Source organism: Cohnella sp. CFH 77786, assembly GCF_019400745.1.
Classification (GTDB): Bacteria; Bacillota; Bacilli; order Paenibacillales; family Paenibacillaceae; genus Cohnella.
On record NZ_WJIB01000018.1, the window covers coordinates 12,033 to 25,090 of the forward strand.

Annotated in this window: 16 protein-coding genes; 15 read left to right on the forward strand and 1 reads right to left on the reverse strand. The window is 39.4% G+C overall.

Going from position 1 to position 13,058, the window contains the following annotated elements; genetic code table 11:
* Window positions 1–166: 166 nt before the first annotated feature.
* The 8 genes from GE107_RS21600 to GE107_RS21635 all read left to right on the forward strand — a co-directional run bounded on the left by GE107_RS21600 (window position 167) and on the right by GE107_RS21635 (window position 6,536).
* Complete coding sequence (locus tag GE107_RS21600; RefSeq protein ID WP_219642877.1) at window positions 167–613, forward strand: outer membrane protein assembly factor BamD; 447 nt, start codon at window positions 167–169, stop codon at window positions 611–613.
* Window positions 614–1,063: 450 nt separating this feature from the next.
* Window positions 1,064–2,614, forward strand: a complete 1,551-nt coding sequence (locus tag GE107_RS21605; protein ID WP_219642879.1) for a hypothetical protein — start codon at window positions 1,064–1,066, stop codon at window positions 2,612–2,614.
* Window positions 2,615–2,775: 161 nt separating this feature from the next.
* Window positions 2,776–3,585: a hypothetical protein gene (locus GE107_RS21610; protein ID WP_219642881.1), complete on the forward strand. Its 810-nt coding sequence runs from the start codon at window positions 2,776–2,778 to the stop codon at window positions 3,583–3,585.
* Between the two features lie 353 nt (window positions 3,586–3,938).
* On the forward strand, window positions 3,939–4,478 hold the full coding sequence (locus GE107_RS21615) for a hypothetical protein (protein ID WP_219642883.1): 540 nt from the start codon (window positions 3,939–3,941) through the stop codon (window positions 4,476–4,478).
* A gap of 122 nt (window positions 4,479–4,600) precedes the next feature.
* A complete protein-coding gene (locus GE107_RS21620) occupies window positions 4,601–5,167 on the forward strand; it encodes a hypothetical protein (protein WP_219642885.1) in 567 nt (188 codons plus the stop codon).
* Between the two features lie 175 nt (window positions 5,168–5,342).
* A complete protein-coding gene (locus GE107_RS21625; RefSeq protein WP_219642887.1) occupies window positions 5,343–5,549 on the forward strand; it encodes a hypothetical protein in 207 nt (68 codons plus the stop codon).
* A gap of 313 nt (window positions 5,550–5,862) precedes the next feature.
* Window positions 5,863–6,066 carry a hypothetical protein gene (locus GE107_RS21630; protein ID WP_219642890.1) on the forward strand — a complete coding sequence of 68 codons (204 nt, stop codon included), beginning with the start codon at window positions 5,863–5,865 and terminating at the stop codon, window positions 6,064–6,066.
* Window positions 6,067–6,101: 35 nt separating this feature from the next.
* Window positions 6,102–6,536 carry a YhjD family protein gene (locus GE107_RS21635; RefSeq protein ID WP_255570738.1) on the forward strand — a complete coding sequence of 145 codons (435 nt, stop codon included), beginning with the start codon at window positions 6,102–6,104 and terminating at the stop codon, window positions 6,534–6,536.
* A gap of 38 nt (window positions 6,537–6,574) precedes the next feature.
* On the opposite strand, the gene GE107_RS21640 is transcribed toward GE107_RS21635, so the two are convergent.
* Window positions 6,575–6,787, reverse strand: a complete 213-nt coding sequence (locus GE107_RS21640; protein ID WP_219642898.1) for an alpha/beta-type small acid-soluble spore protein — start codon at window positions 6,785–6,787, stop codon at window positions 6,575–6,577.
* Window positions 6,788–6,923: 136 nt separating this feature from the next.
* Here GE107_RS21640 and GE107_RS21645 point away from each other — a divergent pair, with 136 nt between their 5' ends.
* The 7 genes from GE107_RS21645 to GE107_RS21675 all read left to right on the forward strand — a co-directional run bounded on the left by GE107_RS21645 (window position 6,924) and on the right by GE107_RS21675 (window position 13,043).
* Window positions 6,924–7,775, forward strand: a complete 852-nt coding sequence (locus tag GE107_RS21645; protein ID WP_219642900.1) for an ATP-dependent DNA ligase — start codon at window positions 6,924–6,926, stop codon at window positions 7,773–7,775.
* A 284-nt stretch (window positions 7,776–8,059) separates the two neighbouring features.
* Entirely contained in the window at window positions 8,060–9,190 is a 1,131-nt protein-coding gene (locus GE107_RS21650) for a WG repeat-containing protein (protein ID WP_219642902.1), read from the forward strand.
* Between the two features lie 730 nt (window positions 9,191–9,920).
* Entirely contained in the window at window positions 9,921–10,454 is a 534-nt protein-coding gene (locus tag GE107_RS21655) for a hypothetical protein (RefSeq protein WP_219642905.1), read from the forward strand.
* A 195-nt stretch (window positions 10,455–10,649) separates the two neighbouring features.
* Window positions 10,650–10,982 (forward strand): hypothetical protein, encoded by a 333-nt coding sequence (locus GE107_RS21660; RefSeq protein ID WP_219642906.1) that lies wholly within the window; start codon window positions 10,650–10,652, stop codon window positions 10,980–10,982.
* A 36-nt stretch (window positions 10,983–11,018) separates the two neighbouring features.
* Window positions 11,019–11,426, forward strand: a complete 408-nt coding sequence (locus GE107_RS21665; protein WP_219642910.1) for a hypothetical protein — start codon at window positions 11,019–11,021, stop codon at window positions 11,424–11,426.
* A 234-nt stretch (window positions 11,427–11,660) separates the two neighbouring features.
* Window positions 11,661–12,263, forward strand: a complete 603-nt coding sequence (locus tag GE107_RS21670; RefSeq protein ID WP_219642913.1) for a recombinase family protein — start codon at window positions 11,661–11,663, stop codon at window positions 12,261–12,263.
* A gap of 213 nt (window positions 12,264–12,476) precedes the next feature.
* A complete protein-coding gene (locus tag GE107_RS21675; RefSeq protein WP_219642915.1) occupies window positions 12,477–13,043 on the forward strand; it encodes a hypothetical protein in 567 nt (188 codons plus the stop codon).
* Window positions 13,044–13,058 lie beyond the last annotated feature (15 nt).

The following is a 13,058-nucleotide window of genomic DNA, read 5'->3' on the forward strand; positions in this document are numbered from 1 at the left end:
TTTATAAAGGGAGAACAACAAAACGATATAACGCTAAGTTCGCCAATAAAAATAATTGTAATAGCCCTCAGTCTAATCATTGGGCTTTTCTTTACCCTCCTTATCAATTTGTTTTTACAGCGAAAAAAAGGTAATCAAGCATAAATTGATTACAAGGAGAATCAGTATGAAGGTGAGGTTGGCCTTCTATTTAATCGCATTGTTCATGCTTGCCGGATGTTCATCAAATTCAAAGAGCGTGAACAATCCAGATGCCCGGACGGCGCAGATTTACCTGGAGAGCCGAGGTTATCAGATTGTCTCGTACGAAGGAGTGGTTTACGAATATACGTTAAACAAAGAAAACGTGACCCGTCTCCCTTATTCTGCTTATTGGCAATTGCCAGGCAACGATCCCGAACCCGTCTTTGGAAAGTCGGTTACCGTGCACAAATTTATCGTGAAAAACCACCCGCTTGATCATTACCATTCTGGCGAATACAAAGCAAAAGGGAAAACCGAAGCTTATGTACACATAGCCGAGGGGAAAGTAGCAGCAGGTACCTCTTTCCCTGTCATGGATCAGGGATTAGACGGTGGATACTGGAATATAGATGGTGTCCCGTTAAAATGAGTAGTCCGCAACCGGTCCGCGAGGGCCGGTTCTTTATGTTTCGACGAGGGTGGGGAGGATGTCGAACATACGAATTACGAATCGCTGACAAAAAGCAAAAAAACCTTGATTTCTCAAGGTTTTGGGATTTCGAAGATGGTCGAGACGACAGGATTCGAACCTGCGACCTCTTGGTCCCGAACCATGAGTCCAATGTGTTAGCACGTGTTATGACAGTTTAAGGAGCCTTATTCTGTATGGTTTCTCGGGCTTAATGTGTTGTTCTGAACTATCCTAGATTATTTAAGTTTAACGCTGTAGGTACACGTTAGGTACATAAACGAAAATTAAGAGTCTTCTTTAAATGCGCTTTCGATCATTTGGATTTTTTTGAAAATGATTATTGAGGGCTTGGTTTCTTATTGCCCAAATTAGTAATCCGCTCATCAATTGAAGGGAGAGCAAGTTTCTATGTCAGGAAATCAGCTAACTAACGACAGTTATATAAAATTGTTGGAGTATCAATATGAAGACCATATCACTGATTTCACGATGCCGAATTATGATCGGAACTTTGAAAAACAAAACAATTTCGGCTACATAGCGATGGTAAAGGATATGTCATCATTGAAATACAAACATCAGTACGCAAGAAGCCGACCGATCCTAATTAAAAAAATTGATGAGGGATATGAGTACTATACTCCAAATTTATTTTACACCAACAAATCTCGATGTAAAACGAAGTTACGGTGGATGATGGGGTTTACTTTTGATTTTGATGAGGAGCATTTATTTGAATTAGGAATCAGTTCAGAAGCTGGGTTAATTACGCATATCGAAGGCTTTGGATTTCAGGTTTGCGCTCTTGTAGCTACTCCTTCAGGGGGTTACCACGTCTATATGCCTCTAAAGCCTCTTCGAGGCTTCTGGAACGGCGAGAGCACTATTAAGCGTTATGACCGCTTGATTAAAAAAATCGCTCGTCTAATTGGCTCTGATCTGCACGCAGCTTCGGCAGAGCATTATTTTCGCTTGCCGAGAAAAGATAATGTCTTGTACTTTAAACCTCTTCAAAAACCAAGCATCGATGATTATGAGACTATCCTGAATACTTTCGAATGTAACAAAAAAACAACTGTTCGAGAAAATGTGATTCGTTCTGGAAAAATAATGTCTAGTAAAGCTATGGTCCAGTTATTCATGGGTAAGTTTAAGTCTAAAACGAGTTGGAAAGGACGAAAACTTGGCCGAAATAATGCCGCTTTCACACTTGCATTGGGTTATAAATTAGATGGTTTGAGTAAAGAGGAAGCTACATTAGTTTTAGGTAAATGGTACGAGCGTATCAATCATGAAGATTTTACTTGGGATGAAGTAAGGAACTGTATCAATCATGCTTACAGCGGGAACTATCAAAAAGTGTCCTGGTCAATTGTCTATGCACTAACTGGAATTTGGATCGGGCCATCTACGCCGCGTAAAGAGCGAACAGAAAGGAAAGACCACTTTTATGAAATCGAAGCGGATTTATTGAGCTTTCTTGAACGGAGCGTAATCGAAAACGGGGAGTCTCCATGCATGTCTCAAGATGAACTTGCCAAAGTGTTACAAGTAAAAAAACGATCTTTAGAATACATTATCTCAAAACTGAAAGTGGAGGGTAGACTTAATATTGAAAAAGTGAGAATAGGACGATCGTTTGTTTCTAAATATCTCATCACTGAGTCAGCTCAAATTAGCAGTAATGAGGCAGAAGTAGAATGCTTACAGGACAATCTAGTTAACATAGACATTTATAAAAACTCGAAAAGCCGCAAAGTCAGAAAAATGCCTCGGACATCGCCAAATATTCACTCCGCACACCGGAAAGAACCTATTTTTTGTGCTAATGATTATGGGTTCAAAAAGCAGTTCTCCAATCACCCATCTGCCGAAAAAAAACCAGTACGCAGCAATGAGGCGTCAGGATCTCCGAACGATAGAGTTATTGATTATGCGGAGCCTCCCCCATTGATATAAGCGAAGCGAATGCCCTTTGTAGGGGCAGAAGCTCGTATGAAAGGTACAGTACCGAGCGGTCTGTAGCTGTCGGTGTGGTGAACGAGAGTAAAGTATCCCAGTCTGAGGGGTTGCTTCAAGTAAATAGATTTCCAGCATTATTGTGAAAGGGGTAATTAGAATTGCAGTTAATGCCTTTTTGTCCTGTATGTAAAAATAGCGGCGTTGTCTTTAGAAAGTATAGAGATTATTTTGATATATCTATTAAGCCGTCTGTAAGAATACAGAAATGTTATCATTGCCAAGGAGGAAAACTGCTTCTTAAGATTGACAAGACTCGAAATGTCGAAGACGACATCATTGAATTCACAAAAATGCAGGAAAAAATAACAATACCGGCTGAGTACATAAATTCGGAATTTAACAAAGATATTCTGGCGAAATCGTCAAGGTTATCGAATGAGCAAAGAAACTCACAGGAATTTCAGCGTTTTTTAGGGTTAATGGAATCCCTTTATCAAAAATTTGTCCGGGGTGAAAAGCTCAAAAGGAATATCTTCATTTCATCAAAAATTGAGTATGTACTTCACAATTTTGTATATGCCTGTATGATTAAAGCTTTGAGGCATAATAAAGTAGTAGCCCCATACATCGATACTCAAGAGATAATAAGACTAGTAAGGGTTCAGAATAAGTTTGAATTTGATCTTGATTATTTTGATTATATGGATCGCTTTGAAAATCAGCTGAGTTCTTATGATGTATGTTTTATTGGGTTCCCGAAAGGATATACGTCTCGAAGTGATGTCATGGCAATGCAGGAAATACTGAAAATTAGGAAGAGAAAAAAACGGCAAACTATTGTTATTTCAAAAATGTCACCGGAAAAACTTAACTCAATCTGGGACTCTACGAATGAATTTTATTTTTCGCGAGATTTCGAGAGATTAAAAGGTGACCATTTTTCTGAGCTAGCAGTTATAGATTATTAATTAAGTCCAAGGAACTCTTCGCAGAATCCGCCACTCTCAGAAGTGGATAGATTAATAATGAAAGAAAACAAACAATAGTGTTACGTTCTCGCGATTCCAAGGTGACTTAGCCAGAACGATGATCAACAAAAATGGCGAGGAATATGAGGTTTAAGTAAATAAGATGGGTGTGGTCGTTTTGCAAAGTTCTGCGCTTTTAACGAAAGATCGGCCCCATATGTCGCGCAGTTTTTCCCCAGTAGACGTTCAATGAGATGAACGAGGGACCGATTATCTTTCCCGGCCTTTTTAATAGCTCTGAGTGATCTGGAATTGGCCGTTCGTATTGAAAGTCGAGACTGGGAGGAGAATTTATGGATGTCATGAAATATCGGCCTTACGAGAGGACGATATTAAAATCACTACTAGAGGAAGGAATCGAGCCTAAGGAAGCGGAAAAACTGATTACTAAGTATTATCCTGTAATCTATAAGAGGAATTTTAGAGGAGCCATTAATGCGGAAGAGTATGTACCAATGCTATTAGATATTTCAAGAAAAGGCGAATCGCTTGATGACTTAAAGAAAGATGTCTATAGGTGCGATCCCAAGGAGAAAAGAATTACACGTATATTTCCTGTCGCCAATTTAAAATTGCTAATTGAGTATGATAATCGGGAGTATGGGGTTTTCGATGTTAAAAATTATTATAAGGAACTTAGTAAGCCATTTTATTTAATAACTGAAGATCCTGTTTTATTGAATGCAGCCGCTCATATCATAGATTTGACTCAAGACTTAAGTCTGTTTTATTCAGCAACGCTGGATAAAGAAAAAGGTGTAGTTATATGGGATAATGGGTTTATGCTCAAGCAAGTCGAACTATATGAGAACAGTAATAAAGTCGTGCTTTAAACTTCTACTGAGTACAGGTGTTTTACAGGTTTCCGATTTCTCTTTAACGCATAGCCCTATTACTTACAGATGAGTACATTTACTAACTGCTCCCGGAAATGATAACTACAGATGAAGTACAGTTGATAACTACTTCGGAAATGATAACTACAGATGAAGTACAGTTGATAACTACTTCGGAAATGATAACTACAGATGAAGTACAGTTGATAACTACTTCGGAAATGATAACTACAGATGAAGTACAGTTGATAACTACTTCGGAAATGATAACTACAGATGAAGTACAGTTGATAACTACTTCGGAAATGATAACTACAGATGAAGTACAGTTGATAACTACTTCGGAAATGATAACTACAGATGAAGTACAGTTATTAACTGCTTCGGAGTTGATAACTACAGATGAAGTACAGTTATTAACTGCTTCGGAGTTGATAACTACAGATGAAGTACAGTTATTAACTGCTTCGGAGTTGATAACTACAGATGAAGTACAGTTATTAACTGCTTCGGAGTTGATAACTACAGATGAAGTACAGTTAACTGCTTCGGAGTTGATAACTACAAATGAGGTACAGCTGTGTGTAATTTCATCATTTGATTGTTGTGGATTATTTGTGGATAGTCAACGAACCCCCCAGTTACGTTCATATAGAAGAGGTAGAGGTTTGAAAATCAGAAGATAAAATCAATAGTCATTAATCAGAGGAAAAGTCGGAAAATGTAAAAGTATTGCAGTTCAAAATACAGATATGTTAAAGTAAATTTAATTAAATACCCAAAAACGGAAGCACCGTTTTCATTTAACGTTGAAACGCGTTATTTGAAGACGGTGTTTTTTCGTTTAAAAGGAGGCTTATCATGAAACAAATTATCATTAATACTGACAGTCAATTTCAACATTGTATTGAAACCAACGCGATTGTAGAAGCCTTGTTCCAAGGCGAGGTTAGTTATTTTGGGATATTAGAAACTTTTACTGATGCTACAGTGATGTTTCAAGGGGGAGCCTATTTTTTAAGAGAAAATTGCGAGTTTAGAATGGCTCTATTCTTGATAAACGATTAATTGTTGTTAGTAACACTTATATGTAGCTAGCTCTCATTGATAAAACCACGAAATTCCGGAATACAGTCAGACGTGATAGACAGGGGCAGGAAGGCGAACTTCCTGCATTTTTTACCCCCTTGAATAGAACTCTTGTTCGCGTATATACTAAGAACAAACGTTCCCATTATGGAGGGCTACAAATGAATCGACAACCAGCCGAAACCGTACTGAAGGAATGCCAGAACTGTCTTACCGTTTATCCAGCGCCGCCGACCGCAGGGTGCACGATATGCCCGCGCTGCGGTCAACGCTCCTGCGGAGAGTGATATCGATGGTGATGATCGAGAAGTATATCGGGCGTAGCGCCGAGATCATTTACCAGGACAGTAAGGGAAACTTCACAAAGCGGAGAATAACCGTCTATTCAGTTCGCGACGGACAAGTTCGTGCGCTGGACTGGGATAAGCGGGCATTCCGCACTTTGCTAAGTGACCGAATTCTTTCGGCGTTGCCAGTGGCGGTGCGTGCGGTATGAGTAAACTGGAAGGGAATGGGCGGTGGGGAACGAAGATGTTACTAACTGAACATCAGGAGCAATTCGAGTCGCGCAATCAACCGAAGGCGACCGGTAAAGCAACGACGGAAGAACTAACGATGATAAGAGATTACGTGTTACTTCCGCACATTTTGACCATCTTGCAAAATAGTTTAAACGATGTCCAAAATTCAACGAATGTTCTTAAGAAAGCGTTTATCGCGTTCACCCAATCGATCATGAATCGGGTAACGAAGGATATGTACGAAGTGAAGCGTGAACTCAGCCGGCGCAACATTAAGATTCTGAACGACGAACAGGCTGATATGATCGTCTATCACCGGTTCGTGTGTCGCGGGTACGAAGACCGTTTTGGGATGGTACGCGAGGTCATGCGGTCGGAAATCACCGTACGGATATCGAAATACATTAACGACATTTACGCGTTGCTGAGAGAAAATACGAAATAAAACGATCCCCGCGATTGCGAGGATACGGGAGATTACGTTTAGAAACGTCCTGTTCCGCCGACCAGTTGTTGCTCAGCGATTTGGATCATACGGCGGACCATGTTTCCGCCGATCGCCCCCATGTCACGCGACGTCTTATCGCCGTTGTAAGCTTGATCAAGCGGAATGGTGAGTTGTTGCGCGACTTCAAATTTCAGCCTATCTAGCGCGCCGCGGGCGTTCTTCACCACGTATTGATTCCGATTTGGCATCTTTTCTCACCTCCACGATTTATGACTTATTATGTTTCCGCACATTGGCTCCTATGCATTAACTTACCGCGTCACACCGTCATTCACGAGTGCTACAATCGGTATATCATTGTTTATTGATTGGTGGTATGCCGTTGTGTTCTATACTCCAATGTTACTTAATAAGCGCGAAAACCCGTTTGACGATGATCGTTACCTCTACGAACCGAAAGTCGATGGCCACCGTTTACTCTTGTCGATGGATAACGGAAAGGTTCGGCTTTTTACCCGTCATCAATTCGAAGTAACAGCGCAGTATCCAGAGCTTCATAACGTGCCGATCGACGATCCGTCCGACGTTGTGCTCGACGGCGAAGTCGCGTACGTGAATCCGGAAACTGGCGACATCGAGTTCGAAACGGTAATGGAGCGATTCCATAAACGAAAGTACATCGAAATTCGCCAGGCAAGCGTCAACAAGCCGGTCGTTTACTATGCTTTCGATATCTTGCGATACAAAGGTGAAGACATGCGTAATAAGCCGCTCACCGAACGGAAGGCGCTTCTAGAGCGTGTACTCACGAACAATTCGTACTACAATCGAGTATTTTACGTGGATGGCGCAGGGATATCGCTGTTTCAACTAATGAAGGAGCGCGGCCTCGAGGGGATCGTTGCGAAACGGAAGGAAAGTGTGTACGTTGGGCGGCGTAGCGAAAATTGGCTTAAGATTATCAATTACACGTACGCCAACGTGGAAATAGCGGGATACCGACGCAGTCAATTCGGATGGCTAGCGCAACAGAACGGGAAGCCAGCCGGTATTATCGAGTTAGCGGTGCCCGCCGCCCATAAGCAGGCGTTTTATGGCGTAGCTAAGGCGCTGAAGACGGGAGAGAAAGGTGATTTCGTATACGTAGAGCCGCGGATTCGAGCACGCGTTCGATCGCGCGGATGGACGCGCAACGGTTTACTGCGATCGCCAGAATTCGTTGAGTTCCTTATTTAAAGGTTATATTAAAGTTTAATGTTTATATTGGGCTAACTGAGCTAACGTACTCGTTAACTTAATCCGTATCCAACTCTGCTATGTACGCGGTTATCACAAAATACATCTTGATCCCCGCCACCAACGGTGAATCCTCATCAGATTAAGGACCGATAATTATCCCTAGGGAATTACCATCACAAATACTTCAATAATTTGGGGAGTAAGAAGCAAAAGGGAAGGGGAATCTAGAAAAATGTCGAATTGTGGATAATACTTTAAAAACAAGGAGAAGGTCTTGGTTTATGAAAAAGAACTTTCTTATTTTTCTTTCTTTTATTATCCTGCTAAGCATAATGCCTGCAGCACATGCTGCAACAGAAAGGGGTAATATAAAAGAACCTATCCTAGCAGCAGTTAAGAAGGATGGAAAATGGGGCTTCATAAACTCGTATGGCAAATTAGTTATTCCGAATATTTATGACGAGGTTAAAAGCTTTCAAGAAGGATTGGCTGTAGTTACTTTGAACGGCAAGAAAGGTGTTATCGATGCTTCTGGAAAAATAGTTATTGATCTACAGTATAAAAGGCTTTCGAGTTTTAATGAAGGGGTGGCTTATTTCGATGATGGGACTAGCTTTAGTGATGAGACTATCGGTGGGTTTATTGATAAATCCGGAAAAGTATTGTTTGAACCAAGAAAAGGAATTTGGGGTTCTTTCTCAAACGGACGGGCGTTAATTAGAGTTAAAGATAAAGATGGGTACGATAGGCATGGATTTATTGATAAAAAAGGTAACGAAGTAATTAAACCGCTCTATGAATATGCTACTCCCTTCAGTGAGGGCTACGCATATGTTTATGGAACTGACGATAAGTCTGGAAAATTCATTGCTGGATTAATCAATACAAAAGGGGAAATTGTTTACCCAGCAAGCTTCACGATCAAAAAAACTAAAAATAATTGTAATATTACTGGGACTTTCACGGAGGGATTTGCCCCTGTCACTTGTGAAAAGGGTGGTGATGGGTATATGGATAAATCGAGTAATGTAATTCTGTTAGGTAAATTATATTCCCAAGCCTCCTTTTCTGAAGGGATTGCACAAATTTCGCTTCGAGCGAGTTTATATTATGGATATATTGATACAAAAGGGAAGTATATATTCAAACCTCAATCTAATGAAGAAAACAGGCCTTTTTCAGATGGCTTAGCGTTCGTTGGCATTGCCCGTGGAGAAAAGACTACCTACGGCTATATAAATAATAAAGGGAAAGTTGTTTTTAATGTACCCAATAATAACTATTACTCCTTTAGTAATGGATATGCCGCTTTTGAAGGTAGTAATGGAAAGTTTGGTTATATTAATAAGCAAGGAAAAGTAGTAATAACACCTCAGTTTGACATAGCATGGGAGTTTAAGAAACCATCGTAACTATTAAATGCTGAAGGGTATTACAATAATCGTGCAATTAGGTATCCCGTAGAGAGTCTATCTACGGGTTCTTTCTTTAAATTTACATGTAAATATAATATAAAATTTACATTATTGTGAATATTGATGGAATACATTAATGTATTGACTAAAGACGATCTAAAGATGACTAATGATGAAGCGCTGGAGGAGGGTCGAGCTAATGTCGGAGGTAGCGTTTGGAGCTTGGTTACGAAGAATAAGAATGGGACCTAGGTGCTCCGCAAGATGATTTCGCAGGTTAGCTTAAAGTAAGTGAAGCGTAATTCGATCAGCACCTATGAATGGGGTTTATCGAATCCAAGAGACATAATCTGAGCGAGGTTGCTTAACTTATGAGCACGAACTAAAAAAACAGAATATTCAGATTTATTAGGTGATCGATAATAATTATGGGACTTTTCTATGGATTCCCCATAATTGATAAGCAGTTTTTATCTAAAAGAGCTAAGCGAAGTAAAAAAGTAGCTAATAGACTCAAAAATTAGTTAATTTATCAAGTATCCAAGGAAGTGTGATTTTTTATGATTTTCAGACAGATATCCAGAGTTGTAGCGGGAAACATAAGGGGATATCGGAACTCAATAAAATATGATAGGAGTTGTCTATATGAAGAAAGAAGATCCAGTGGTTCAGTTAGAGAGTATGTAGTTGTCGTTAACTCAGCGAAAATGTTAAATGAGAGGGAAGAATGATCAAAATGATAAAAAATGAAATTAGAATTCTTGATGATAAGGTGGCAGAAGTAGTTCTTGGCGGGGTGGGAGGTGCAATTGCTATTGTATCCACTTCAAAATTGGACATAGTCAGGCAGCATTATTGGCTACTTGTAAACGGATATATGGCGACATTTATTACTGCCAAAGGAAAGAGAAAATTGGTTTATTACCATCGCCTTGTAATGGGTTTGTACGAAAAATTAATGCCAGGCATTCAAGTGGACCATTCGAACCATGTGAAGTTAGATGTGCGCGATATTAACTTGAGAAAGGTCACGGCCAAGCAAAACAGAGATAATGATCTCGATAGACTCGTCAATCTAGATGATGTACCTTTTTTGGTTACTTATGCTCATCACGAAGGCGTAGAAATAAGTAAAGTTCTGAAGGAAAAGTATGGTCAAAGTAACCCCGTTTTAACCATCGGCAAAATCTTGGAGTTAATCAAACAGAATGCGGAGAGGGTTTATCATACAGGATATCCTTATCAGATGCTGATGGCTTAAAAGTCCTATTAATTTGATTTTGATTCCATTGATAACAAATTTTTACCCACCTTTGTTCATAATAGTTAGGCGCTCTGGACAAATGCAAAAACATCTGTCCAAATTCAGAAAACTATATGAACAAGAGCATAAGCCATCTATGACAAGATTAAATGTTAAGCGATGGCTCTTTTGCTCTAAAAGGATGGGAGGCAAATGTCAATTCAGCAAAGAGGTAACTTGAAGAAGATAGTAGCCAACAAAGAATCTATCAACGCGATCTGCAAAGAGCACCGTATCAAAAAGCTGTACCTTGCACTAGAACAAGAAAATAAAAACAGTTCGGAAATAATATTTTTAGCAACGTTCGATGCAAGTTCTTTTTCCAGCGATGATATTGAGGCAGCGATTGATGCAGAGATCGCTCTAGAGAAGATTTTGAAGGTTGGCATAACAATCAAGTTGGACAAGATTGACTACAGGGGATTCCTACGTAAGCTGATGATGGGAGTGTATTTGGTTTATTGTGAGGAAGGTTATTGTACATAGCATTGTTATTAGTTAATGCGGAGGGAGTGTACGCGATTGTTTATCGTAGAGGCAAGAAATAAGTCTTCATTGTGGATATCAGGGATTTTTAAAGAAGTCGAGACGCTTAACGGTTATTTAAACCAAATTCCTGATAATCTGAAGGTCATTCAAACAATTATAGAAGTGAATATCGAATATCCGTTTTACATTATCGAAAAAAATGGGTTTTCATATGTGAACAAGGTTGAATTGTTTAGGATAATGGATAACCTCGTATTCGACGTCGAAGATGATGACAATGTACTTTTTAATTTTTACTTTATTTCTTCTGATTACATGCCTACGGAACCGGGGACTGATTACATGGGAATCCTACCACACGAGCATGTTACAGGTTATTCCATGTTGAGGTTTAACCAGTATGGCCGAGAAGATTACATGAAGCGAAACGGGTTTTTGTAATTCAACTCGTTTCAGAAAACTCAGCAGAGAATTTCCCGGAATTACGAATTGGATTATCAGTAAGGCTTATCCAAGGATGAGTAATCACTTTGATGAGAGTGTGTCGAAAAGTATACCTCCTGACCGTACTAAAAATGTAGGGAAAAGCTATGTCTAAATGCCCGATTTCCCTAATTGAAATATGTCCGTATGATGGGGATACCTTTTGAAATTGCTTATGGAGGTAATGGCCGAATGATATTGGGTTATGTACGTGTGAGTAGTAAAGATCAAAACACGGAACGCCAAATCATAAAAATGAAAGAACTCGGTATCGAGGAAAGGTTTATTTTTGTTGATAAACAATCAGGAAAAGACTTTAATCGTCCAGAGTACCAAACATTAAGGAGAATAATCGATAAGGGAGATCTTCTCTATCTTGATTCTTTGGACAGACTGGGAAGAGACTATGATGGTGTTATTCACGAATGGAAGTTTATCACTCGTGATCGCGGAGCAGATATTGTTGTTCTTGATTATGAAACCCTTTTCGACTCAAGAAAATTTAAAGCCATGGGTGACTTAGGTAAGCTCCTTGAAGATCAGTTTCTATCAATGCTATCGTATGTTGCTGAACAAGAACGAAAGAAGAACAAGCTGCGTCAGGCAGATGGTATAGAACAAGCTAAAAGAGATGGGATAAAGTTCGGCAAACGAAAAATTGAAATCAATGACTCCTTTAGAGTTGCGTATGAAGAATGGAAAGCTGGGGTCATAACTGCTGTCGCCGCGATGAAAAAATGCAATATGAAGCCCAATACCTGGTATCGTCGGGTAAAGGAATACGAGAGTGTTTGAACTGTAGCAAAGTATTAGCAAATCATGATGAGGGAGGGAAGTTAGATGAAAAAAATTAAAATAATCTGGGGAGTTTTATTAGTCATTGCGTTCGTCATCGAGGCGAAAATTGGTTTTTACGATCTATAATCATACACGGTGAAGGGGAGGGGAGCTCTAATTTACCGTGATTATATTCATTTCATAACATAACAGAGCGAGGTAGAGAAGATTATGAATAAAGATGATGTAATAAAGTACATAAAGGTTTTACCGGATGATGAACGTCTTAGTTTTTTAGATGAATTGAGCGTGGAATATCGAGATTTAGATCGGCAAATTCAAAAAAGAATGTGGGCTTCCCGCAGAGAAGGCGAAAGGGATGAATTAGAGGAACAGCTGATTAAAAATATTAATACCAACAGCCTAAAAATTGAGGAAATGTATGAAAAGGTATCAGGCCATTGGGTTTATGAAGACTTGATTTATCGTTTTTACCATCACAGCTTTAAGGCATTTCGATCCCAAGAATATACTGAAGAGATGGTATCACTCTTTTCTTCATTATTGAATGTCGAATTAAATGAACGATTCATGAGAATCGTTCGACAAGGAACAGGAAAAGTGTTTGATAATAAAGTAAATGATTATTGGTCAGAAGAAACACGTCCAATAGTTGATGCATTCCTACATGCAAAATACTTTTTGGACATGCTTTATCGTTATCGGGAAAAAGAGGTGAGATCCTCTAGCCTTCCGTCCGGTTGGGCATCGATACTATATTTGTACAATATTCGTTAAGGATGAATAAAAAGA